The organism is Pseudobutyrivibrio xylanivorans (assembly GCF_010906925.1).
Lineage (GTDB): Bacteria > Bacillota > Clostridia > Lachnospirales > Lachnospiraceae > Pseudobutyrivibrio.
Window position 1 is genome coordinate 1,085,985 of the sequence record NZ_VTVE01000001.1, and the last position, 23,620, is coordinate 1,109,604.

At 39.2% G+C, this 23,620-nt stretch carries 26 protein-coding genes and 1 other RNA gene; 3 read left to right on the forward strand and 24 right to left on the reverse strand.

Features of this window, described 5'->3' with window-relative positions; all coding sequences use genetic code 11:
* Positions 1-12 precede the first annotated feature (12 nt).
* Together F0Q01_RS05070 and F0Q01_RS05075 are read right to left on the reverse strand one after the other, a co-directional pair.
* A complete protein-coding gene (locus tag F0Q01_RS05070; RefSeq protein WP_090486908.1) occupies positions 13-1,023 on the reverse strand; it encodes a glycoside hydrolase family 25 protein in 1,011 nt (336 codons plus the stop codon).
* Between the two features lie 3 nt (positions 1,024-1,026).
* Positions 1,027-1,554, reverse strand: a complete 528-nt coding sequence (locus tag F0Q01_RS05075; protein ID WP_090149482.1) for a GNAT family N-acetyltransferase — start codon at positions 1,552-1,554, stop codon at positions 1,027-1,029.
* 142 nt (positions 1,555-1,696) lie between these two features.
* On the opposite strand from F0Q01_RS05075, the gene F0Q01_RS05080 reads away from it, so the two are divergent.
* Positions 1,697-2,347 (forward strand): HAD family hydrolase, encoded by a 651-nt coding sequence (locus F0Q01_RS05080; protein ID WP_090149480.1) that lies wholly within the window; start codon positions 1,697-1,699, stop codon positions 2,345-2,347.
* Between the two features lie 61 nt (positions 2,348-2,408).
* Here F0Q01_RS05080 and F0Q01_RS05085 read toward each other — a convergent pair whose 3' ends face one another.
* From F0Q01_RS05085 to F0Q01_RS05120, 8 genes are all read right to left on the reverse strand, one after another.
* Complete coding sequence (locus tag F0Q01_RS05085) at positions 2,409-3,539, reverse strand: D-alanyl-D-alanine carboxypeptidase family protein (RefSeq protein ID WP_090486912.1); 1,131 nt, start codon at positions 3,537-3,539, stop codon at positions 2,409-2,411.
* 126 nt (positions 3,540-3,665) lie between these two features.
* Complete coding sequence (gene cobI, locus F0Q01_RS05090; RefSeq protein WP_090486915.1) at positions 3,666-4,355, reverse strand: precorrin-2 C(20)-methyltransferase; 690 nt, start codon at positions 4,353-4,355, stop codon at positions 3,666-3,668.
* A gap of 75 nt (positions 4,356-4,430) precedes the next feature.
* Positions 4,431-4,772: a transfer-messenger RNA gene (ssrA, locus tag F0Q01_RS05095) on the reverse strand.
* A 170-nt stretch (positions 4,773-4,942) separates the two neighbouring features.
* Positions 4,943-5,497: a Maf family protein gene (locus F0Q01_RS05100; RefSeq protein ID WP_090150009.1), complete on the reverse strand. Its 555-nt coding sequence runs from the start codon at positions 5,495-5,497 to the stop codon at positions 4,943-4,945.
* Positions 5,498-5,504: 7 nt separating this feature from the next.
* Positions 5,505-5,969, reverse strand: coding sequence for an SsrA-binding protein SmpB (gene smpB, locus F0Q01_RS05105; protein WP_090486918.1), 465 nt, complete (start codon positions 5,967-5,969; stop codon positions 5,505-5,507).
* A 25-nt stretch (positions 5,970-5,994) separates the two neighbouring features.
* Entirely contained in the window at positions 5,995-8,250 is a 2,256-nt protein-coding gene (gene rnr, locus F0Q01_RS05110) for a ribonuclease R (protein ID WP_090486921.1), read from the reverse strand.
* Positions 8,251-8,323: 73 nt separating this feature from the next.
* Complete coding sequence (secG, locus tag F0Q01_RS05115) at positions 8,324-8,566, reverse strand: preprotein translocase subunit SecG (protein WP_090149465.1); 243 nt, start codon at positions 8,564-8,566, stop codon at positions 8,324-8,326.
* An 85-nt stretch (positions 8,567-8,651) separates the two neighbouring features.
* A complete protein-coding gene (locus tag F0Q01_RS05120) occupies positions 8,652-9,161 on the reverse strand; it encodes a hypothetical protein (protein WP_242869191.1) in 510 nt (169 codons plus the stop codon).
* Between the two features lie 149 nt (positions 9,162-9,310).
* Here F0Q01_RS05120 and F0Q01_RS05125 point away from each other — a divergent pair, with 149 nt between their 5' ends.
* Complete coding sequence (locus tag F0Q01_RS05125) at positions 9,311-10,102, forward strand: putative ABC transporter permease (RefSeq protein ID WP_090486924.1); 792 nt, start codon at positions 9,311-9,313, stop codon at positions 10,100-10,102.
* A 112-nt stretch (positions 10,103-10,214) separates the two neighbouring features.
* On the opposite strand, the gene yajC is transcribed toward F0Q01_RS05125, so the two are convergent.
* From yajC to mtaB, 11 genes are all read right to left on the reverse strand, one after another.
* Complete coding sequence (gene yajC, locus F0Q01_RS05130) at positions 10,215-10,514, reverse strand: preprotein translocase subunit YajC (RefSeq protein ID WP_090150006.1); 300 nt, start codon at positions 10,512-10,514, stop codon at positions 10,215-10,217.
* A gap of 150 nt (positions 10,515-10,664) precedes the next feature.
* Positions 10,665-11,801: a tRNA guanosine(34) transglycosylase Tgt gene (gene tgt / locus F0Q01_RS05135; RefSeq protein WP_090149460.1), complete on the reverse strand. Its 1,137-nt coding sequence runs from the start codon at positions 11,799-11,801 to the stop codon at positions 10,665-10,667.
* The gene (gene aroC / locus F0Q01_RS05140; RefSeq protein ID WP_090486927.1) at positions 11,798-12,892 is read right to left on the reverse strand and encodes a chorismate synthase; all 1,095 of its coding nucleotides are present in this window, start codon (positions 12,890-12,892) and stop codon (positions 11,798-11,800) included. Before aroC ends, tgt begins: the two co-directional genes overlap by 4 nt.
* Before the next feature lie 50 nt (positions 12,893-12,942).
* Entirely contained in the window at positions 12,943-13,998 is a 1,056-nt protein-coding gene (locus F0Q01_RS05145) for a lactonase family protein (protein WP_090486930.1), read from the reverse strand.
* A gap of 59 nt (positions 13,999-14,057) precedes the next feature.
* On the reverse strand, positions 14,058-15,284 hold the full coding sequence (locus F0Q01_RS05150; protein ID WP_090149451.1) for a peptidase U32 family protein: 1,227 nt from the start codon (positions 15,282-15,284) through the stop codon (positions 14,058-14,060).
* The gene (locus F0Q01_RS05155) at positions 15,284-15,928 is read right to left on the reverse strand and encodes an O-methyltransferase (RefSeq protein ID WP_090149449.1); all 645 of its coding nucleotides are present in this window, start codon (positions 15,926-15,928) and stop codon (positions 15,284-15,286) included. Before F0Q01_RS05155 ends, F0Q01_RS05150 begins: the two co-directional genes overlap by 1 nt.
* A 1-nt stretch (position 15,929) precedes the next feature.
* Positions 15,930-17,606, reverse strand: coding sequence for a ribonuclease J (locus F0Q01_RS05160; RefSeq protein ID WP_090486934.1), 1,677 nt, complete (start codon positions 17,604-17,606; stop codon positions 15,930-15,932).
* A 44-nt stretch (positions 17,607-17,650) separates the two neighbouring features.
* The gene (locus F0Q01_RS05165) at positions 17,651-17,914 is read right to left on the reverse strand and encodes a DUF1292 domain-containing protein (RefSeq protein WP_090149442.1); all 264 of its coding nucleotides are present in this window, start codon (positions 17,912-17,914) and stop codon (positions 17,651-17,653) included.
* 105 nt (positions 17,915-18,019) lie between these two features.
* Entirely contained in the window at positions 18,020-18,439 is a 420-nt protein-coding gene (gene ruvX / locus F0Q01_RS05170; protein ID WP_090149440.1) for a Holliday junction resolvase RuvX, read from the reverse strand.
* Positions 18,439-18,705 carry an IreB family regulatory phosphoprotein gene (locus F0Q01_RS05175; protein ID WP_090149437.1) on the reverse strand — a complete coding sequence of 89 codons (267 nt, stop codon included), beginning with the start codon at positions 18,703-18,705 and terminating at the stop codon, positions 18,439-18,441. The genes ruvX and F0Q01_RS05175 overlap by 1 nt, the downstream gene beginning before the upstream one ends.
* A 109-nt stretch (positions 18,706-18,814) precedes the next feature.
* On the reverse strand, positions 18,815-20,140 hold the full coding sequence (gene mtaB, locus F0Q01_RS05180; protein WP_090486937.1) for a tRNA (N(6)-L-threonylcarbamoyladenosine(37)-C(2))-methylthiotransferase MtaB: 1,326 nt from the start codon (positions 20,138-20,140) through the stop codon (positions 18,815-18,817).
* A gap of 113 nt (positions 20,141-20,253) precedes the next feature.
* Here mtaB and F0Q01_RS05185 point away from each other — a divergent pair, with 113 nt between their 5' ends.
* Complete coding sequence (locus tag F0Q01_RS05185) at positions 20,254-20,484, forward strand: HPr family phosphocarrier protein (RefSeq protein ID WP_028243612.1); 231 nt, start codon at positions 20,254-20,256, stop codon at positions 20,482-20,484.
* Between the two features lie 56 nt (positions 20,485-20,540).
* On the opposite strand, the gene thiI is transcribed toward F0Q01_RS05185, so the two are convergent.
* From thiI to F0Q01_RS05200, 3 genes are read right to left on the reverse strand one after another with little or no spacing between them, the layout of a single operon-like run.
* A complete protein-coding gene (gene thiI / locus F0Q01_RS05190) occupies positions 20,541-21,722 on the reverse strand; it encodes a tRNA uracil 4-sulfurtransferase ThiI (RefSeq protein WP_090149431.1) in 1,182 nt (393 codons plus the stop codon).
* Positions 21,723-21,734: 12 nt separating this feature from the next.
* A complete protein-coding gene (locus F0Q01_RS05195; RefSeq protein ID WP_242941830.1) occupies positions 21,735-22,889 on the reverse strand; it encodes a cysteine desulfurase family protein in 1,155 nt (384 codons plus the stop codon).
* Positions 22,889-23,620, reverse strand: a complete 732-nt coding sequence (locus F0Q01_RS05200) for an RsmE family RNA methyltransferase (protein WP_090486942.1) — start codon at positions 23,618-23,620, stop codon at positions 22,889-22,891. Before F0Q01_RS05200 ends, F0Q01_RS05195 begins: the two co-directional genes overlap by 1 nt.

Below are 23,620 nucleotides of genomic sequence, written 5' to 3' on the forward strand. Positions count from 1 at the left end.
GGTCTTTTCATATTAAGGCTTAAGCCAAATATCCATATCAACGCTTCCTTCGATACCATTTACATGGCCTGACTCTGTATACTGCCAGAGATCAAATTCATAAGGCCAATAAAACTCCTGATTGTATCCCGCAAACCATTTTTTATAGTCAGTAAGCTGGTTCAAATCTAAAAGCATAGCCCCCATTTCAGTGTTATGATATATCATCGTGTCATAACCAGCACCCTCAACTGTATTCAAAAATACTTTTGTAAGATTTGTACGTTCATCAACAGAAAGAATGTTAGTACGAGCATCTTTTGCAGCAACTTTTTCCACGTCAAACACTATAGGTAATTGTAGCTCATAACCATCTAGTATATTTAAAACTGTGGCAGCCTCTTCCACTACCTCAGCCTCGTTGATGGCCTGAGAAAAAACATATACGCCAACATCAAGTCCGGCAGCCTGTGCTCCCTCTATATTCTCTACACATTTCTCATCAACCATGAGCTTTCCTGTGCCATAGCCCCTATACAAAGCTCTGACAAAAACAAACTCTACTCCATCAGCAGCAACTGCCTCCCAATCAATATCTCCCTGATGGGATGACACATCAATTCCAAATCTAGAAACAGTCTGTCCATCTGAATAAGAGTATCTACCAGTAGTCTCATCTACCGACAAATTTTCAACTTTATATTCATTTTTAGCCAATGAATCATCTATCTCTACGAAATTGTATCTATTATTAGCTGCTACAACTATATAATCAGGATAAAATGACTTGAGAACTGCAATAACTGATGAACCATCCTCAAGTGAGCCCTTAAGATTGGCAAGAACAGATATTTTACCCTGATCTATGCCCTCTTCCTTGGCCTCTTCAATGAGAGCCTCAACTTCCTCGCTAGTGTATGACTTGCCAGTCTTAACCTGAATACGGTTGTGAGTGTCTGCGACAATATAAATTACCCCAACTGCAACCAATGTCAAAATAATAGATAGAATTGATACCAAGAAATAACGAAATGCTCTTCTCATAACTTATAATTTTAATGTCATATCATCAAGCGAACCTATCTGCTTGCGATACCACACAATCCCCTTCCATTCTCCGAATTTGTAACCTATGTTAGTAAAATGTCCTACTTCTTCAAAGCCAAGAGCCTTGTGAAAAGCAATGCTTGCAACATTATCATCTGTGATTACACCGTACATATACTTGTAACCAATAGCTGATAATCTGCGTTCTAATTCCTCGTACAATGCACGTCCAATCCCAGCTTTTTTAGGAACCTCTGGTGAGGTGTAAATAGTAGATTCTACAGAAAACTTGTAGGCATCGTGATGTCTAATCTGACCAGCATAGGCCATACCAATGACCTTGCCTGATTCATCACATGCCACAATATAAGGATATGCTTTTTTTGTTTCAACTATTGAATCCTCATAGTCCTGAATAGAACCATTGACCTCTGAAAAAGTAACGAATGAATTGGCTACATAGTAACCATAAATATCTCTGATAGCTGAGGCATCACTAATCTCAGCCTCTCTAATGGTAAATTCCATTGCTTATCTCCTAAATAAAACGATAAAAAAATTCTAACAAATATTAAAAATAGGGTCAATGGAAGAACCCTTATGACTTTACAAAAATAGCAAATAGTCTTATAAGTATTAAGGATAATCCAAAAGAAGCACGAGGTAAAAAATGAAATATAACACTATACTCTTTGATTTAGACGGAACTCTTTTATATACCCTAGAGGATCTTACCGACAGCATTAATTACATGCTTTCAAAATATAACTATCCTACACATCCAATTGAAAGCGTTAGGCAATTTGTAGGAAATGGACTTAGAATGCTAGTTACACGAGCCCTTCCAAATGGAGAAAATCAGGAAGGATTCGATGATTTTTTAAATGAATTTATCGATTATTATAATCACCATAACAGAATCAAAACCAAGCCATACCCAGGCATACTTGAAACCACCGAAAAACTTGCTTCTATGGGAATTAATATGGCCATTGTAACTAACAAAGGTCAGACAGCCACCAATTCTCTACTAGAGGACTACTTCAAGCCACATATAACAATTGCAATTGGAGATGATGGAAATCACGCAAGAAAGCCAGATCCTGAGCCAATCAACATGGCACTAAAAGCACTTGGTGCAAATGATAAATCAAAAGTTCTTTATGTAGGGGACTCTGATGTAGATGCAACAACTGCAGAAAACTCCGGACTAGACTATGTACTATGCACTTACGGTTTTCGAGATATGGAAGACTTAAAAGAATTTAAGCCGGTGGCATTCATAGACTCAATAGACAAATTATTAGATGTAATCAAATAAGAAATAGGCACTGAATTCAGTGCCTATTTTAGTGTTCAAATATTGTAATTAAATAATGGCCTTACTTAGCATAAGCCTTGTAAATAGCTACATGATCATCGATGCATCGCCAAGAGCTAGTTGATTTAGCTGTACAGCAGATGTATTCCGCTCCACTTTCAGAAGTCATGGAGCTAACTGCGCAGCTTCCTGATTGATCTACGTATCCCGTTTTAGCACCAAGAATTGTACCGCCAATATCCTTGTCCTCAATTCGGCGAAGGAACCAGTTAGAAATTGTAATTCCCTCAGGATTAACGTTAGTAGCAGTAGAATTGTAAACCTTAGTAGTTAAAACCTCTCTGCAAAATTCATCATCAAGAGCCGCCATCATGATTATTGAAATATCGTATGGAGTGCTATAGTGATCATCAGCATGGAATCCTACTGGATTAGTAAAATGACTATCCTTAAGTCCCATATTTTTAGCTTCTTCATTCATCATATCAACAAAACCGTCAATATCACCTGCAACATACATTGCAAGCTGTGCAGCAGCATCTCCACCAGAAGGAAGAATAGTTCCGTAGAACAAATCTCTAACCGTCATTTCCTCTTCTTCAACAAATCCAGATGTTGAGCCCTCGCCTGCATAAGAATAATCAACTGCCTCATGAGACATAGTCACCTTATCATCCAGTTTGTCTGGAGAAATATGCTTTGATGCAACAAGAACAGTCATTACCTTCGTCATAGACGCTGGCACTATTCTTTCATTACCATTTCTTTCACCGACGATTTCTTTGGTGTTATTGTTTATCAAAATGGCATACTCACTGACAACATCGCCGCTAATTTGAACAGTATCTCCTGTTTCTTTTGCGCTATATGCACCAACAGAACCGCTAACTTCCTCCGCTTCCTCGGCAGAAGCATCTTCCTTGGCTGCATCAGGATCCACATCACCTGAAGATACCTTCAGACCAGTTTTTTCTTTTTTCTCCTCAGCAGCTGCCTTTTCCTCGGCTGCCACTGTCATAGTCTTGTTATTGCCCTTTATATGAGAAACAATGAAACTGCCAACCACAAAAATTGCTATAGAAATAAATGCTATTTCAGCATAAACCTGTATTCTTCGTATTAATCTCTTACGTCTACGATATACTCGTCGCTCTTCGTAAGACATGGTACTTCGTCTTCTATAATTACTCATAACAAAAAACTTCTCCCTCTCCCCTAACTTATAAAAAATTTTAACATTGACGCATCATGTCTTCAATTCAGAACAGACTTTCCGTAACATTTGTATAAATTAAATATATAATCTTCTTTATCTATTTTAGACTGATTGATTCTTGGCAATAATAAGAGAAAAATATCCTGTATCATCAGGTATTTCAGAAAGCTCTCTATATATCTTTTCATTATCCATACTACAGTTTTCTACGGCCTGAACCTGCATATTTTTTGCAGACAATAGCTCCTTAACTTCTTTCATATGACTTGCAGATTTCATAAGAACGTAGTTGCCTTCATATTCAAGAGATTCATCCTCTTTATGAACAGCCGGAATTATATGAAGAGGCTCATCCCATTCAACAAGTGGCAAATTAAGTCTTGCGGCAGCCGCACAAAATGAAGGTATGCCACTGACAAGTTTCACCTCATAACCATCGTCCTCTAGAATATGCTGCAAATAACTGAAAGTACAATAGATTGTCACATCCCCAAGGGTTAGATAGACAACGTTCTTCCCTTGGTCAAGATATGACTCTATTAATTTGGCACCTTTTTCATGTTCTTGTTTTATTAATTCCCTATCCTTTACCATAGGCATATAAATAGGGATAAGTGTTTTCTCAGAAATTTCAGGAACAACCGCCTCGGCTATTTTATATGCAACAGACTCCTTAGGGTTCTTTCCTGGAACCGCTATAATATCATTTTCACGAATCATACGAATGGCCTTAAGTGTCATTAACTCAGGGTCTCCTGGTCCTACTCCTACGCCATAAGCTATTCCCTTCATTTCTTTCTATCCTCCATTTTAATAATCTACATGTAAAAAAAATCAGATACCACAAATGTATCTGATCTTTTAAAATAGTGGACTAGACGGGAGTCGAACCCGTGTCCAAAAGCCAATTCCCGGCCCTTCTACGAGTGTAGTTTGTATTTTTACATTCCCTCCACACAGCTCCTACAAACAGGATATGTGCTTTAGTAGCTTCATGATACGCCCGCTATCGCAAAGCTTTGATAACGTCGTTTCCTACAAAGTCGAAGTCTGGGTCCTAAGGTGTAGGTGCCCTAGGTCAGACTGCTGCGCTTAGGCAGCGTATGCTAATTTATTATCAGCGTTTAATTTTAAGTTTGCCCATTTAACCCATTAGCGTGGGACTCGCTTCTTCCGCTGCATGACCCCTGTCGAAACCATGACTAGCCCAAAATAAATATTTTTAACTAAGCTGGTTTCTCCTTAATGTATCCTTCGGATACTAGCACCACATTCCTCTCACTTTGTTCGAGTTCTGTGGCACATTTGTCGAAACCATGACTAGCCCAAAATAAATTCTTTATGCTGAGCAAGTTTCTCTAATGCCCAAAACATAAGCGTTATTTATTATAAAGCTCGCGATAAACTTTAGCAAGAGGCAATCCAACCACATTATTGTAGTCTCCGGAAATACTCTTGACCAGAATAGCCCCTAGCCCCTGAATGCCATAAGCACCAGCCTTATCCATTGGTTCTTTAGATGCAATGTATGAGCGAATCAGCTCCGGTGAATTCTCATACATCTCCACATCTGTACACTCAGAAAATGTATTAACATTTCCAGCTTCATCAATAATAGTCACTCCTGTATAAACCTGATGAGTCCTGCCTGAAAGGGCTGAAAGCATCTCAAAAGCGTCCTCCTCATCCTTTGGCTTGCCAAGAATCCTATTGTCAAAAGCAACTACTGTATCTGCCGCCAGAACAACACGTCCTGGGTTGTCTTTAGACACTGCAATAGCCTTACTTTTGCTTAAATCCTCTACCACCTTTGATGGTAAAGTCTCTTTTGTATTTTCATCTATATCTGCAGGCTTAACAATATAATCAATTCCAGCCTGTGAAAGTAGCTCACGTCGTCTTGGTGAACCTGATGCCAAAATAATCTCCATAATCCTCACCTTATCTTAAAGACAATTTATAGTCTCGCTCAGCCTCTCGCTTCATATCCTTCTTTTGAATATCAGCTCTCTTGTCATAAAGCTTTTTACCTTTGGCAAGAGCGATTTTCACCTTAACAAGGCCATTGTTAAGATATACCTCAAGGGGAACTATTGTATATCCACTTTCTTTTATCTTGCTGAAAAGACGATTAATCTCTGCCTTATGCATAAGCAACTTTCTAGGGCGAAGTGGGTCTCTGTTGAAAATATTTCCCTTTTCGTAAGGATTTACATGCATCTGATAGATGTAAATCTGCCCATTATCAATTCTTACAAAGGCCTCCTTAATGGAGCACTGTCCTAATCTCATGGACTTAACCTCAGTGCCATGAAGCTCAATACCTGCCTCATACTCTTCCTCCATGAAATACTCATGATAGGCCTTTTTATTATTTGCAATTAACTTTCTGCCTTCTTTATTCATACATAATCTCCAAGTCCGTCAGTTATTAAAATCTCTTGAATTCGTCAAGAATAAAATCGATTGTCCTTGCCTGTTCATCTACAGAGTCAAGTATCACTCGTACTGGCTGTCCTAGCTTAAATATACGACCTGTGCGTTCTCCAACTAAGGTGAGATTCTCCTCTATAAACTCATAATGATCATCATAGAGAGTAGAAACATGCACAAGTCCCTCAACTGTGTTCTCAAGCTCTACATACATACCCCAGCCTGTTATTGATGAAATAGTACCATTGAACTCTTCTCCAATGAATTCCTTCATAAACTGAACCATCTTGAGCTTGTCCACCTCTCGCTCACAGTCCTCTGCTCTACGCTCCAGCTTGCTGGTCTGCATTGCAACCTCTGGCAAAATAGACTCATAATGAGAAATCTTTCTCTCATTCATGCGACCTCGAAGATGATCCTTAATAATTCTGTGAATCTGCAAATCAGGATAGCGTCTGATTGGCGAAGTAAAATGACAATAGTATTTTGCCGCAAGACCAAAGTGGCCCTTGCACTCTGTATCATACTTAGCCTGTTGCATACTGCGAAGAGTCATCTTTGTAATGACAGCCTCATCCTCATGGCCTGAAAGAGACTCCAGCATCTTTTGGATTTCCTTTGGATGAATATTGTCAGTCTTACCCTTTAGAGCATAGCCACATGCGCCAAGGAATCTACCTAATGTCTGCATTTTCTCAGGATCTGGCGCACCATGAACACGATAAACAAATGGGGATTCCATAAGCTGAAAATGCTCGGCAACTGTTTCATTGGCTGCAAGCATAAAATCCTCAATAAGCTTGTGAGCGTCATTGCGCTCATATGGTGCAAGTCCAACCACCTTTCCATTCTCATCTATTAAAATATGAGTCTCTGGAAAATCAAAGTCGATAGCCCCTCTCTTCTTACGCTTAGCCCTGAGAATCTTTGAAAGCTGAGCCATCTCATCAATCATCTCCGCTATATCAGAGTACTTTGCTCTAGTATCCTCATCACCTGTCATCATAGCATACACATCCGTATAAGTCATACGATGGTTGCTATGGATAACCGACTCGCAAATCTCGTGATCAACAAGCTCTCCCTTAGGATTAAATGTCATGATACAAGAAAGGGCTAGTCTATCCTCCCCCTCATTAAGGGAACACATACCATTGGAAAGAGTATGTGGAAGCATTGGTATAACTCTATCTGCCAGATAAACGGAAGTACCACGCTTTAGAGCCTCCACATCAAGTGCCGAAGACTCCTGCACATAGTTGGTAACATCAGCAATATGGACTCCTAATACGTAGTTATCACCATCCTTAACAAGTGAAACTCCATCGTCAATGTCCTTGGTGTCTTCGCCATCAATAGTAATGACACACAAATCTCTAATATCATTACGCCCAGCCATATCAGCCTCGGAAACTGGCTTAGCTACAGTAGAAGCCTGCTTAATCACCTTATCAGGGAACTCTGTCTCAATGCCGAAGCTACGGATAATAGATAAAATATCAACCCCCGGATCATTTTTGTGACCTAAAATCTCAGTGATGTGTCCCTCAGGCTTGTGGCTATCATCACCATAGTCATCAATGTGACATACTACCTTGTGACCTGTGACAGCATTTAAATCTCTACCTGCCGGGATAAAAATATCTCTTCCAAGCTTTTGACTATCTGCAATAACAAATCCAAAATTCTCACTCTTCTCGTATGTACCAACAACATCCGAAAAGCCGTGGGTGATAATCCTAATGACCTTGGCCTCCTGACGCTTGCCAGGTGCTCCAAAAGTCAATACCGCAGCAACTATGTCATCTTGCATAGCAAAGCCAGTATTATCTCTACCAACGAAGTAATCTTCCTCCTGACCCTCAACCTCTATGAAGCCGAAGCCATCCTTGTGAGAAATAAATCTACCGATAATGTCTGGTTCTATATTGTCATATTTAGGCTGATTAGCCTTTTTTGCAACTGCATTTAATGACTGCTTTTTAGAAGCCTGCTCAGCCTTAGTAGGCTTTTTGGAACGATGATCCTTCGTCTTAATGAACTTTGGTCGATTTTCAGGTATCTGATACTTGCCACGCTTTGTAATCTCCACCTGCCCCTGACCTACAAGTTCATCGAGAACCATAGCGAACTCAGCCCTCTTGTCCTTAGGTACATCAAGCAATATCTCTAAATCCTTTTTCTTCATAGGGATATAAGCCTGACTCTTAAAGACATCCATCAAAAAATGCTTTTGTTTTTCAAATTCGTTCATATAATCTCCTAGTAATTACCCTCTAATAAAACACGAAAAGCCACCCAACAGGGTGGCATAACATACTTAGTTATTAAAAACTCTTAATATTAAGAACTGCTGAAAGAACGAAGAAAAGGATAACACAAACACTTGTAAGTTTAACAAGTAATCCCTCTCTAGAACGTCCCTTATTACGGCTCCAGTATGAATCGAACTGCTGGCCTGATAATGAGCCAAGTCCATTCTGCTTTCCTTCTTGGAATAATATTATAACTGTGAGTACCACACAAATTGCTATTAATAAACCGATTAAAACATATCTTAAAGTCTGCATATTGCCTCCTATTTAGGGGTTAATTATTTGCTACATCTTTCGCAACATTTGAAGTATATCATAGCGTTTCGAGTATTTCAACCCCTTAAAGTTTAGCATCAAAATTCATTCCTGCAAGGGCACCTTCATCTGCTGCTTTTCTTGATTTTTGATAAGGATTATCCTCATTAGGATATTTAATCTGAGTGGTTGTAGTACCACCAGACACGTAGGTTCTTCCACACTCAGGACATATAGCAGTATGAATGGCTACAGAGGCATTGATGACTTTGCCACCTTCTTTTGCCGCCTTGTCATAAGCATTGTTTACGTGCTCCTGCTCATGACCTCTAACCCTAGCGCCTGCAGCCTCAGGCGAAACATGTTGTGCCGATTTAAAGGAAACATTTTCATCACTGCCATCCTGATATTTTCTGTTTGCACATGTTTCGCACTCTATGACTCCAGCTCTCTTTGCCGCTTTTTCGGAAGCATAGTTCTTGGCTAAAGCCTCATTTCCACCTTGTAGCTTTATTTCTTTTGCAACTTTATTCTCGCTGAATGTCAGTCCATTTGGCTGACCTACTACATTATATGCTGAATTAATACCTAGCATATTAACACCACCCTTTAATGCAGCCTACAGTTAGTATTATCTTATCATCTTAATAAGAAAAAACTATGAACATCTTTAATTTTATAACAATGTAATTTATACTAACATAAATGCGTAAAATTATTTAACTAATCAAAGCGGGGAGAAAAATGCTAAGTAAATATTTTGTTTGTTTTATAATATACAGTTTCTTTGGATGGATTTATGAGACTATCTACTGCACAGTCAGTGAAAAGGCCTGGGAGAATCGCGGATTCCTCTATGGCCCATGTATTCCACTATACGGAGTGGGCGCAATATCTGCCCAGTTTTTATTTGTGGACTTGCCAATCCAGCGCTTTTCACACCCATCCTATCTTACTATCTTTTTAGGATGTGCTATCGGCTCATTCATACTTGAATATTCCACTTCATATTTATTAGAAAAAAGATTTCATGCTAGATGGTGGGATTATTCTCATCTTCCACTGAACATAAACGGACGAGTATGTCTAATCTTTACTGTATGCTTTGGAATTGCAGGAATCATAGTTACTCAATTTATTGAACCTCCAGTAATTCATGTAGTTGATATGATACCTCAATTATTGGTAGAGCTTTTAGCCTTACTATTTATGTTTGTCTTTGGATTTGATATGGCTCTAACTATTTCAGCTCTCACAAGCTTTGCCAAGGAATTCGAGCGCATCAATGATCAGATCAACGCTCAAATGGCTCAGCGTGTAGAGGCTCTATATTCCAAGCCTGAGACATCTGACGATGAAGATGACACTGCAATCAAGGAACGACTTTCTACAGAATATGTTAAGCAATGGATTAAAAATGCCACAGCAACTCAACTCGGTCAGTTCCGTCATATTGCAAAATTTACTCATCCAGTTGCCTCTACAAAGGCACTTTTGGATAAGGGTTCCGAATACTTACGACGCCGCAAAAAGTAATTAACAAATTGGCATAAAAAAAGCCACCTGGTAACTATCAAGCTCAAAGTCGCTTAAGCGTAGCAACTTTAAGGCTTGAAAGCGTAACCAGATGGCTTTTTATTTTTGTTAATTACTTAGACTCAGTCTTTACTGCGTCCTCAGGCTTCTCTACCTGAGCAATAGCTGCCTTCTGCATTGGAATACGGCAGTTCTTGTTGCTACCGAACTCAACAATAACAGTCGTCTCATCTGGAATAGCGATGATAACACCATAAAAACCACTTGATGTAAGTACTGTATCACCTACTGCAAGAGAATTCATCATAGCTGTCTTAGCGTTCTGTTCCTTCTTCTGTGGGCGAATCATGAAGAAATACATGAATACAAAAAGTACTACAATCCAAATAATTAAGCTGATTGAGCTGTTCATTCCGTCCATTAAATAATCCTCCTAAACTATGGCTAATAGCCTTTATAACACTGATGTATATTTTACATAAATACCATTTCGTAAGCAACATTTTTCCATGAATTAATATTTATTTAAGAAAAATCCAAATATCAATTACTAGTATTTATTTTACTGTTCTCCTGCAGCCATAGACTCTAATTTGAATTTCTTATATGCTGCAAAATTGCCTGCATCTAAAGCATCTCTAATCTCTTCCATCATTGTGTTGTAGAAATAGAGATTATGAAGAACACAAAGTCTCATACCAAGCATCTCCTTAGCCTTAAGAAGATGACGGACATATGCTCTAGAATAGCTTCTACATGTAGGACATCCACACCCCTCTTCTATAGGGCGCATATCCTTTTCAAACTTTTGATTGAAAAGATTAAGCTTGCCATGATTGGTATATACATGACCATGTCGTCCATTTCTGCTAGGGTAAACACAATCAAAGAAATCTATACCTCTATCAACTGCCTCTAGAATATTAGCAGGAGTACCAACTCCCATAAGGTATGTTGGCTTGTTCTGTGGAAGGTGAGGCACTACATTGTCAAGAACGTCATACATCTGCTCGTGACTCTCGCCTACAGCAAGTCCACCAACTGCATATCCCGGTAAATCAAGCTCTGAAATCTGCTTTGCATGCTCGATTCTAATATCATTGAAAACAGCTCCCTGATTGATACCGAATAAAAGCTGCTCCTTATTAATAGTGTCATCTAAAGAATTAAGACGCTCCATCTCATCCTTGCAGCGATAGAGCCATCTGGTAGTTCTCGCAACAGAATCCTCCACGTATTTACGTTCTGCAAGTGCAGGTGGACACTCATCAAATGCCATGGCAATTGTAGAACCTAAATTAGATTGAATCTGCATAGACTCCTCTGGACCCATAAAAATCTTGCGTCCATCTATATGGGAATTGAAAGTAACTCCCTCTTCTTTTATCTTGCGAATACCTGCAAGAGAAAACACCTGAAATCCGCCAGAATCAGTAAGAATTGGTCTGTCCCAGTTCATAAACTTATGTAAACCGCCAAGTTCTTTAATAAGAGTATCGCCTGTACGAACATGAAGATGATATGTGTTAGAAAGCTCTACCTGGCATTTGATTTCTCTTAAATCATCGGTAGAAACCGCACCCTTTATGGCCGCAACTGTACCAACATTCATGAATACAGGAGTCTCAATCACACCATGAACAGTATGAAATCTGCCTCTTTTAGCCTTACCCTCAGTTTTTAATAACTCGTACTTCAATTCTTATAAAACTCCTTAATATAATCAACTCTATCTGTCATATGTGAAAGCATAGCATCACAGATAGTAATAGCGCACATTGCCTCAACTACAACAACTGCGCGAGGAACAACAACAGGATCGTGTCTTCCATGAATCTCTATATCAACGTTCTCGCCATTTTCGTTAACAGTATGCTGCACCTGAGAAATAGATGGTGTTGGCTTAATGGCAGCTCTAACTATAATATCGTCTCCATCAGAAATACCGCCGAGAATTCCACCACTGTGATTAGTAGTCTTAACAATTCTGCCATCAACCATCTCAAAGGCATCGTTGTTAATACTTCCCACTGATTTGGAAACCTCTAAACCATCACCAATCTCAACGCCCTTAACTGCACCAATTGATACTAGTGCCTGAGCAATTTTAGCATCTAATTTATCAAATACTGGCTCACCAATTCCTGCTGGCACGCCAGTGATTACACATTCAATAACACCGCCTGCACTGTCTTTGTTAAGCATGCATGCCTCTAGATACTCCTGAGCTTCCTTGGCTGCAAGAGAATCAGGCATAGCAAGTGGATTTAAATCTCTCTCTCCTAATTCAAATTCAGATACTCTAATATCTCCGATAGATTTCGTATATGCGAATACCTCAACACCAAGCTCTCTAAGTAGCTTAGCGCAAATAGCACCAGCAGCAACTCTGCCAATTGTCTCTCTACCAGAAGAACGTCCGCCGCCTCTATAATCGCGACGACCAAATTTCTCATAAAAACCATAATCAGCATGTCCAGGTCTAAAGGTAGTAGCGATATCGCCATAATCCTTAGAGTGCTGGTCAAGATTTCTAACCATCAAAGAAATCGGTGTACCTGTAGTATGTCCTTCAAATACACCTGAAAGGATTTCTACCTTATCTCCCTCCGCTCTAGCTGTAGTAAATTTAGACTGCCCAGGCTTTCTTCTATCTAAATAAACCTGAATATCTTCTTCACACAGCTTCAGCCCAGCTGGAAAACCATCAATAACAACGCCTAGAGCTGCCCCGTGAGACTCGCCCCATGTGGTAATGGAAATTCTATTTCCGAATGTTGAACCTGCCATTTTTCTCCCTCCAAAAAAAGGGCTGTTTAAAACAGCCCCACACTAAAGACCTATTTAATCTTTACAACTACAATACTATTTGGCTTTGCAATCTTGATAGGTGCATTCTGCATAAGAGAATGTCCCTCTTTTTTATCAATTGTAAAGCTACGAATCTCATTTGTATCATGATTGAGAGAAACGTAATACTTATCTCCTGGCAATACAGCAAAGCTCTTAGGATAATCACCACTAATAAAGCTATGAGCAAAGTAATCAATCTTGCCTGACTTAACATCTCTCTTGTACATGCAGATAGCATTGAGACCATCTACACTGGCATAAAGGAATGTATCATCATCGCCAAACTTGATATTAGTACCAGTAGAAATCTCCTCATCAACTCCTACAAGAAGTGAAACTGTCTGGATATTTTCAAAATCAGGATGTCCCTCGATAATATGATAATCATATACAAGAATTTCATTTGACATCTCTGTAATTACATAAGCATATTTGCCATCATTAGAAAACTTCATCTTAAGAGGTGCAGAACCCATAGCGCATCTTACAATGTCTACAAGGCGAAGCTTGCCCATCTCATAATCTACCTCGTAGATTTTAATCTGATGAAGACCATTTTCTACAACACATAAGAACTTCTCATCTGGAGTAAGCTCTACACATGTACAGTGTGGGTAAAGTGGTCTATCAGCAACCGACTTACCAATACCCTGGTGGAAAATACCATCAGCGATAGAGCCGATGCTACCGTCCTTATTTAAATTCATCATTGTAACACGACCATCGTGATATCCTGCTACAAATAAATATCTATTCTGAGAATCTACGCAAAGATTGCAGCCACGCATGCCGCCAACCCATTCTTGATTCATCTTTTCCAAATCACCATTCTCTAGAATCTTGAAGGAAGCCACACCCTCATCAGCGATTGAATAAAGGAATCTGTTGTCCTTTGAATTAATAATGTCTGATGGATTATTAATTGGTGCTACACTGCGCTCCTTAAGAAGTCCCTTATCAGGATCAACGTCATAAACATAAATACCAACACTAGTCTCGTGAGTGTAAGTACCAACATAAGCCACATATTTACTCTCTGCCATCTTATTCTCCTCGTAATTAAAACCTGTAGGTTCTTGTGGGATTACCACAAGAAGTTATGTTATGCTTCTTTGCGTCTAAGTAAATCAAACTCATCCGGTGTGACGCTAAGCTTAATGAAAAGCTTTTGCTTTGGATGTGGACAGCTTTCCATATCCGCACCAGTTTCGTCTTTAATACCAAGAACTTCTACCTCTATATTATCTCCGTTTGGCTTCATAATTTCAATAGTTTCGCCCACTGAAAATTTATTGCGCTGCTCAATTTCAAAATATCCTTGATTATCAGCGGCTCCGGCAATACCCAAATATGTATAACCGATATTGTAGGTATTGTTGTCGTAAATCTGAGACTCCTCAGAAGGCTTGCCATAGAAGAATCCTGTTGTAAACTGACGATATGTACAAGCAGCAATCTGTTCCTTGTACCAATCTAAATTAGCCTCATATTTTTCTATAGATTCCTTACAATCGTCAATAGCCTTGCGGTATGTACGAGCAACAGTTGCAACATAAAGAGCAGTCTTCATTCGTCCCTCTATTTTGAAACTATCTATACCTGACTCAAGTAAATCAGGCACATGCTCTATCATACACAGGTCCTTTGAGTTGAAAATGTAAGTACCTCTTTCATTTTCCTCAACTGGGAAATACTCACCAGGTCTCTGTTCCTCAACAACAGCATACTTCCATCTACATGGATGAGTGCATGCTCCCTGATTAGCATCACGGCCAGTAAAATAGTTAGAAAGGAGGCAACGTCCAGAATATGAAATGCACATTGCTCCGTGAATAAATGTCTCTATTTCTAAATCATCTGGAATATTGGCTCTAATCTCTTTTATCTCCGCAAGAGAAAGCTCTCTAGCAGAAACAACTCTCTTAGCGCCTAGGTCATACCAGAATTTGTATGTGCCGTAGTTTGTGTTGTTAGCCTGTGTGCTGACATGACGCTCTATTTCAGGACAGATTTCCTTTGCAAGCATAAAGACAGCAGGGTCGGCAATAATAAGGGCATCTGGCTTAATTTCCTTAAGCTCTTTAAAGTATTCCTTAACGCCCTCTAAATCTCCGTTATGAGCTAAAATATTAGCTGTAACATAAACTTTCACGCCATGATCATGGGCAAATTTAATACCCTCAATCATATCCTCTTTTGAGAAGTTCTTAGCCTTAGCTCTAAGGCCATACACCTCTCCACCAATATAAACTGCATCTGCTCCATAAATAACAGCAACCTTAAGTACTTCAAGGCTGCTTGCTGGAACTAATAACTCTGTATTTCTCATTACTTTCCTTTCACAGATATACTAACACCGTCCCCTAGAGGAAGTATCGTAGTAGAAAAATCCTCGTCATGGGTCAACTCATATAAATAATCACGCATCCGCTTATGAATAGTGCGATTGCGTCTAGTGATTGCAAAACGAGATTCTATTATATCTCCATCCTGCAAAACGTTGTCAGTAACAACTACTCCACCATCTCTTATAAGCCTCTTAATCTCTGGCCAGAAATTGATGTATTGTCCCTTTGCTGCATCCATAAATATAAAATCAAAAGGTCCCTCTAAAGTAGGAAGAATCTCCATTGCATCTCCCTCTAAAAGAGTAATCTGATTATCTCTTCCAGTCCTTTTGAAATTCGCATTTGCGATAGGAATGCGAGGCTCATAATTTTCTATAGTGGTAATCCTAACATCATCACCTGCAGCTTCCGCCATAAGATTAGCAGAAAATCCAACTGCTGCTCCAACCTCAAGAATGGTCTTAGGCTGATTCATCTTAATGAGAAGCTGTAGTAAATTTACCGTCTCAGGTCTGATGATAGGTACATAACTCTCTAATGCCTCCCTTTGAATATCCTTTAACACTGGGCTAAGCTCAGGATAAAGGCTATTCAAATAGGTGGTATATCTCTCATCAACAATCATTTTATACTTCCATGATAATTGGAATAATCATAGGGCGACGCTGTGTCTCGTGCCATACGAAATCAGAAAGATTATCTCTGATATCTCCCTTGATTTTGTTCCAATCAGTAATGTTCTTCTCCTCAAGAACCTCCATAGTCTCAGCAAGAACAGCACGAGCGCTATCCATAAGGTCCTCAGAATCTCTTACATAAACAAATCCTCTAGATACAATATCTGGTCCAGCAAGAACTGTACCTGTAGCAGAATCAAGTGTAAGAACAACGATGATAATTCCATCCTCAGCAAGCTTCTGTCTATCTCTAAGAACGATATTACCTACATCACCTACACCAATACCATCAACCATGATGGCACCTGTATGAACATGACCAGAAATCTTAGAGTAATTATCTCCAAGCTCAAGAACATCTCCAGAGTGAATTATCTTAATGTGATCATGGTCCCAACCAAGAGACTCGGCGATCTTAGCCTGAGCCACAAGATGCTTGTACTCACCATGGACAGGAATTGCATACTGAGGGCGAACCAAAGAATAGATAAGCTTGATTTCCTCAGCGCAAGCATGTCCTGATACGTGAACATCCTGCATTACAATCTGAGCTCCACGCATAGTAAGGTCGTTGATAACATTAGATACAGCCTTCTCATTACCTGGAATTGGATGAGATGAAAATACAATCATATCACCTGGCTTAATCTGTACCTTTTTATGTGTACCATTAGCCATACGAGAAAGTGCTGCCATAGATTCACCCTGAGAACCTGTTGTAACAAGTACAATTTTCTCATCAGGGTACGCCTTAAGGGACTCAATATCAATAAGTGTATTGTCTGGAATGTGAAGATAGCCAAGCTTTGAAGCAGTATCAATAGTATTAACCATTGAACGGCCCTCTACACATACCTTTCTTCCATATTTGTCTGCCGAATTAATAATCTGCTGTACACGGTCAACATTTGACGCGAATGTAGCAATGATAATACGGCTAGATGTGTTATCAGCAAAAATAGAATCGATAGTCTTACCTACAGTTTTCTCTGATGCAGTAAATCCTGGGCGCTCTGCATTTGTACTATCGCACATAAGGGCAAGTACGCCCTTCTTTCCTATTTCGCCAAGACGCTGTAAGTCGATTGGGTCACCATATACAGGTGTGTAATCAACCTTGAAATCGCCTGTGTGCACAACAATACCTGCTGGAGAATAAATAGCAAGAGCTGCAGCATCCTGAATACTATGGTTAGTACGAATAAACTCAACTCTGAAATCGCCAGCGTTAATATGTGTACCATATTTAACAATTTTACGCTTAACCTTTGTGAGCATCTTGTGCTCCTCAAGCTTGTGCTCGATAAGGCCATTAGTAAGCTTAGTAGAATAAATAGGACAAACATTAAGCTCCTTAAAAACATAAGGAATAGCACCTATATGATCCTCGTGACCATGGGTGATAAAAAAGCCTTTAAGCTTGTCTTGATTCTCCTTGAGATATGAAACATCTGGAATAACCAGATCCACGCCCAACATATCATCCTCAGGAAATGAAAGTCCGCAATCCACAACAATAATACTGTCTCCGTATTCGAACGCAGTAATATTCATGCCGATTTGCTCAAGACCTCCAAGTGGAATAATCTTTAGCCTTTCAGCCGTCTGTTCAGTTTTCTTTTTCAAAAAATAACCTCCTAAAATAATAAAAAATCAAGTTAATAAATCAATTAAAATTCAATGTCAGCATCCTCGCCAACTAACTCGTCAAATAGTTTTGCAACTGCCTCAAATTCAACGTCATCCTCTACAAACTCGTAAACGACCTCGTCGCCATCTAATGCAGTCTCCTTAAGAATAGTGGCCTCACTATCCTCGTCCTCGTTTTCACTATCACAAACAAGTAAATATTTATTTCCTGATAACTGAGTCTCCTCAATTACAAAAAATTCAATGTTCTCTCCGTCATCACCGGTAAAAATAATTTTATCCATCCTAATATAAATGCCTTTCTCGCCAGTTACGATATCAAGCCTTAGTATTTCTCCGCTAATCTAACATGATTAGCTTGAGAAATCTAAGAGCTTGACATCTACTGGCTATTTATTATCTAAGTAGTCTTGTAAAATAATTGCTGCCGCTATCTGATCGATTACCTTTTTACGATCCTTTTTTGCGACTCCTGATTCTTCTAGTATCTCATCCGCATATACGGTAGTAAGTCGCTCGTCCACAAGCACAATAGGAATATCCACTCTCTTCTCAAGAAGACCCTTGAACTTGAGAGTGTCCTCGCAACGAAATCCCTCTGTGTCATCCATGTTCCTAGGGTAACCTAGGACAATAAGCTCAACATCGTACTCTTCACATATTTCTTTTATTCTAACGAGAGTATGGCGCAAAGCACTGGCACGTTCTCTTGTAATCGTCTCAAACTCCTGTGCAGTCAAAAGCAAAGGGTCACTTAGCGCGACCCCAACTGTTTTCGTCCCATAATCAAGACCAAGAATTCTTCCCATTACTTTCTCCAGCTCTCACTAGAAATATATTCCTTTAGAAGCTCTTCAACAAGCTCATCACGTTCAACTTTCATAATAAGGCTTCTAGCGTTATTATGACTGGTAATATATGTAGGATCACCAGACATTATGTAGCCCACAATCTGATTCACTGGATTGTAGCCTTTTTCGGAAAGTGCGCTATACACCTGCTCGATTACTTCCTTTACTCCAACAGGATTATCCTTTTGAACCTTAAAATATTGTGTGTTACTTAAATCTGCCATAAAAACCTCGTCTCTCAAACTCCCACACTATTACTAAACTATATAAGAATCATTAGAAATTAATATACAATAATAGCTTTTGCTTAGCCCTATTGTAATATAGAAAACCTTAAATTTCAACAACCAAGTACTGACCGTCGCCTATAATTTCCTTTGCTTTTACCTGCATAATGCAGTTAGAAAAATCGGTGTTCCCATCACATTTAATTGCGCATTTAATGTACTCTTTTGAAAAACCAATGTAATAGCTTTCGCCATCAATTGTAGCCTCTTCTTCAAACAAAACATCTAGAGTCTTTCCTAAATGAGACTTTCTGTACTGTAAAGTTGTCTCATTTCCAAGAGCAATAAGACTAGCACTGCGCTGCTTTTTAACGGCATTTGTAATCTGGCCTGGCATAGTAGCAGCCTTTGTGCCCTTTCTCTTAGAGTACGCAAATACATGAAGCTCATAAAAAGCTATCTCTTTAACATAGTCTTCTGTGATTGCAAACTCTTCTTCTGTCTCCCCAGGGAAGCCTACAATGATATCTGTTGTAATAGCTGGATCATCAAAATACTTTCTAAGGATGTTAACGCCCTTAGTATACTCTTCAATTGTGTATTTTCTGTTCATTCTCTTAAGAACAGTATCACAGCCTGACTGTAAGGAAAGATGAAAATGTGGACAGAGTTTTTTAAGAGCAGAAACTCTAGTTGCAAAATCCTCTGTTACAATCTGAGGCTCCAAAGAACCTAGACGAATACGCTCAACACCCTCTATTTTTTCAACAGCCTCAAGCAAATCAGCAAGTGTATAATCAGTACCACTGCCATATGAGCTAAGGTGAATACCGGTAATAACAACCTCCTTGTATCCATTCTTAGCAAGTCCTGTAACCTCTGAAACAACATCATCTATGTCACGACTTCTGATACGACCTCTAGCAAATGGAATAATGCAATAACTACAGAATTGATTACAACCATCCTGAACTTTTACAAATGCTCTAGTGTGTTCAGAATCCTTTTCAATTACCATATTCTCATATGATACGTTGCCATCATTTATATCTATCCAATCGAGAATAGGACCAGAAATCTCATCAAGATTAGCAAAATACTCATGTATTTTGCCTACAAGCTCATTCTTTTTATTGTTGCCAAGTATAATATCTGCTCCTAGTTCATCAGCTACTTCCTTACCGAAGTTTTGCACATAACAACCAGCTGCTACTACACAAGCATCAGGATTAAGCTTTTTGCATTTATGTATCATCTGACGAGATTTTCTGTCAGCTATATTTGTAACAGAGCAAGTATTAATAACATATACATCTGCCATTTCATCAAATCCTACTATGGTAAAACCATCCTTTTTAAGGAGTTCTTCCATGGCTTCGGTTTCATATGCATTAACCTTGCAACCAAGGTTGTGTAAAGCCGCTTTTTTCATATATAAATAGCCTTTCTAATTGTTGTGAATTAATCAATAGTTTGTTGACTTTTGGGCATCGTTGATTTAGTATAATCTTATATTTTTTATAAATCTTCGGAGGAGGCAAAAGCATGAAAACAGTTCAAATTTCTCTTAATTCAATTGACAAGGTAAAGTCTTTCGTTAATACCATCAGCCAGTTTGATTATGATTTTGATCTTGTAAGCGGACGTTATGTTATCGATGCTAAGTCTATCATGGGTATTTTCTCCCTTGACCTTTCTAAGCCAATCGATCTCACAGTTCACGCTGAAGGTGATGCAGAAGACGTTATGTCTACATTAAAGGATTACATCGTTTAATCCCAACTGACAGTAAATATTTAGGAGCTTTGCTTATATAGCAAAGCTCCTTTTTGTTATCGTACTTTTACAATCTCAACAGACTCAATTGCCTGCTTCATGAGCTCGTCAATCTTCTCATCAAGATTGTGCTCGTGCTTTTCAATAGCCTCAAGCTTTGGCTTTGTAACAGGATGCTTTGCAACGAAAATTGTACAGCAATCCTCGTAAGGCAAGATTGAAGTCTCATAAGTATCAATCTTCTCTGAAATATCAACAATATCCTGCTTATCAAATGCGATAAGTGGTCTGTATACAGGAAGTGAGCAAACTGCATTTGTACAGTTAAGAGACTGCATTGTCTGGCTGGCAACCTGTCCAATAGACTCACCAGTAACAAGACCAAGACAGTCATTTTCCTTTGCAAAGTGCTCTGCAATTCTCATCATGTAACGACGCATGATGATTGTAAGCTCCTCATGAGCACACTGCTCGTATATATAAAGCTGAATATCTGTAAAGTTTACAATATGTAAATCAATAGGACCTGAATACTTAGCAACTAGCTTTGCAAGGTCTACTACCTTTTGCTTAGCCTGCTCAGATGTATAAGGTGGTGCATGGAAATATGTAGCTGAAAGGTTAACGCCACGCTTAGCAATCATGTAGCCTGCAACAGGCGAATCAATACCACCAGAAAGTAAAAGCATAGCCTTGCCAGCTGTACCTACAGGCATGCCATGTGGGCCAGGAATCTCTGTAGAATAGATTGCAATATTCTCTCTCACCTCTACATAGATAATGCGCTCTGGCTTGTGTACATCAACATGCATCTCTGGGAATGCATCTAAAAGACGGGCTCCAATCTCAGCAGCAACCTCCATTGAAGTCATAGGATACTGCTTGTTAGCACGACGTCCCATTACCTTGAAAGAGAAATTCTTATCCTCAAACTCCTCATCAACATACTTGATAACAGCCTCTGCCATTGCGTCAAAGCCCTCATCTGGTACAACAACAGTAGGACAAATAGCGCTGATACCGAATACATGCTGCAACGCATCTACTGCCTCGTCATAATCATATTCACCATCTATAGAAACAAGAATTCTACCGCTTTGCTTTCTAACAACGAACTTACCCTCTACTGGGTCTAAAGCTCTCTTAATCTGTGTAACAAGAGCATCTTCAAAAACGTATCTATTTTTGCCCTTAACACCAATCTCTGAATATTTAATCAAAAATGCCTGATATGTCATATTTCCCATCCTTTATAATGTCATTTTAGGAACTAAATCTGTAAGCGCCTTAATAGCCTCTTCTACCTCATCCATTGTATTCTCAGGACAGAAGCTAAAACGTATTGTACGCTCAAGCAAGTCCTTCTCAAGTCCAATAGACTTTAAAGTCTCGCTAATAGCCGGCTTGTTAGATGAACAAGCAGACCCAGCTGATACAAATATGCCGTAATTATCCTGAAGTGCATTAAGAATAACCTGAGCACGAGTCCTATTACCCTTTATAGATACACTTACAATGTGTGGAGCGCTATTATCATCAAGATGTCCATTGACACTGACGCCATCTATAGAAGAAACGCCCTCAATCAATCGACGTCTCATAGCATACATGTGAGAAGCATTGCTGTCAAGATTGTCATAGCAAGCCTTAGCTGCAATTCCAAGAGCTGCTATAGCTGGCACATTCTCTGTACCTGAGCGCATCCCTCTCTCATGGCCGCCACCTAAAATCTGAGGTACCATAATATTAAAGATAGCCTCATTAATATATATAAATCCAGATCCCTTTGGACCATGAATCTTATGTCCGCTAACTGTAAGAAAATCTATATCCATTTTCTTTGGGAGTATCTTGAACTTTCCAAAGGCCTGAATAGCATCAACATGGAATAAAATGTCCTTGTTAAAGCTCTTAATAATCTTGCCTGCCTCTGCAACTGGCTGAAGTGCACCTATCTCATTGTTAACCATCATGATTGAAACAAGAATAGTATCCTCACGAAGTGCATCCTTTAGCTCATCAAGATTAATCACGCCGTATTCATCTGTGCCAAGATATGTAACCTCAAAGCCCTCTTTTTCAAGAGCCTTTACAGGATTTAAAACAGAAGCATGTTCAATTTTTGTGGTGATAATATGGTTGCCTCTTCGCTTTTTGGCCATAGCTCCACCGCGAATAGCAAGGTTGTTACCCTCTGTACCACCACTGGTAAAATAGATTTCTTTAGAATTAACTTTTAATATGCCAGAAATAATGTCTCTAGCGTCCTTGAGATAATCCTTGCCCTTTGCACCCATACTGTGCAACGAAGAAGGATTGCCGTAGTTTTCCTGCAAACATTCTTGCATTATTTTCATCGCCTCATCAGAGCATCTGGTGGTGGCGGAATTATCAAAATAAATCATTACATTTCCTCGCATTTAAGCATTAACATACTAAGTGAACATATAGCGGCTGTATCAGTCCGAAGGATTCTGCCTCCAAGAGAAATAAGCTTAGCTCTATCTTTAACAAGCTCAATTTCAGAAGAATCAAATCCTCCCTCTGGTCCAATAAAGACACCAATGCTCTGGCCCTTCTGTAGAGAAGCAAGCACATCAAATGTGTCTTTCATGCCATTTTTACACTCGTATGGTAAAAGAATAACATCCAAATCACAGGCATATTCATAAGCCTGCTTAAAGTCCATAATCTCATGAATACTAGGGATAATAGAACGCTTTGATTGCTTGGCAGCAGATTCTGCAATAGCCTGATAACGAGCAAGCTTGTTCTTTTTCTTTTTCTCATCAAGCTTTACAATGCAGTTTTTCATCTGCACAGGGATAATCTCATAGACTCCAAGTTCAACGCATTTTTCGATAATCGTCTCGATTCTGTCTCCCTTAGGAATTGCCTGGAATAAATATATACGGTTGTTTAGCTCGGTAGATGGAACCTCTTCAATAACATCAACAATTAAATCATCGCCACTTGGTCCATTAACCTGACAAATATAATTGCTGCCGTCAGAACATGACACTCTTATTTTTTCACCATTTTTAAGGCGTACTACCCTAATCAGATGATGTGCATCCTGTCCAGTTATTGTTATTACGCCATCTACTGGCGAATTATCAATAAATACCTGTTGCAT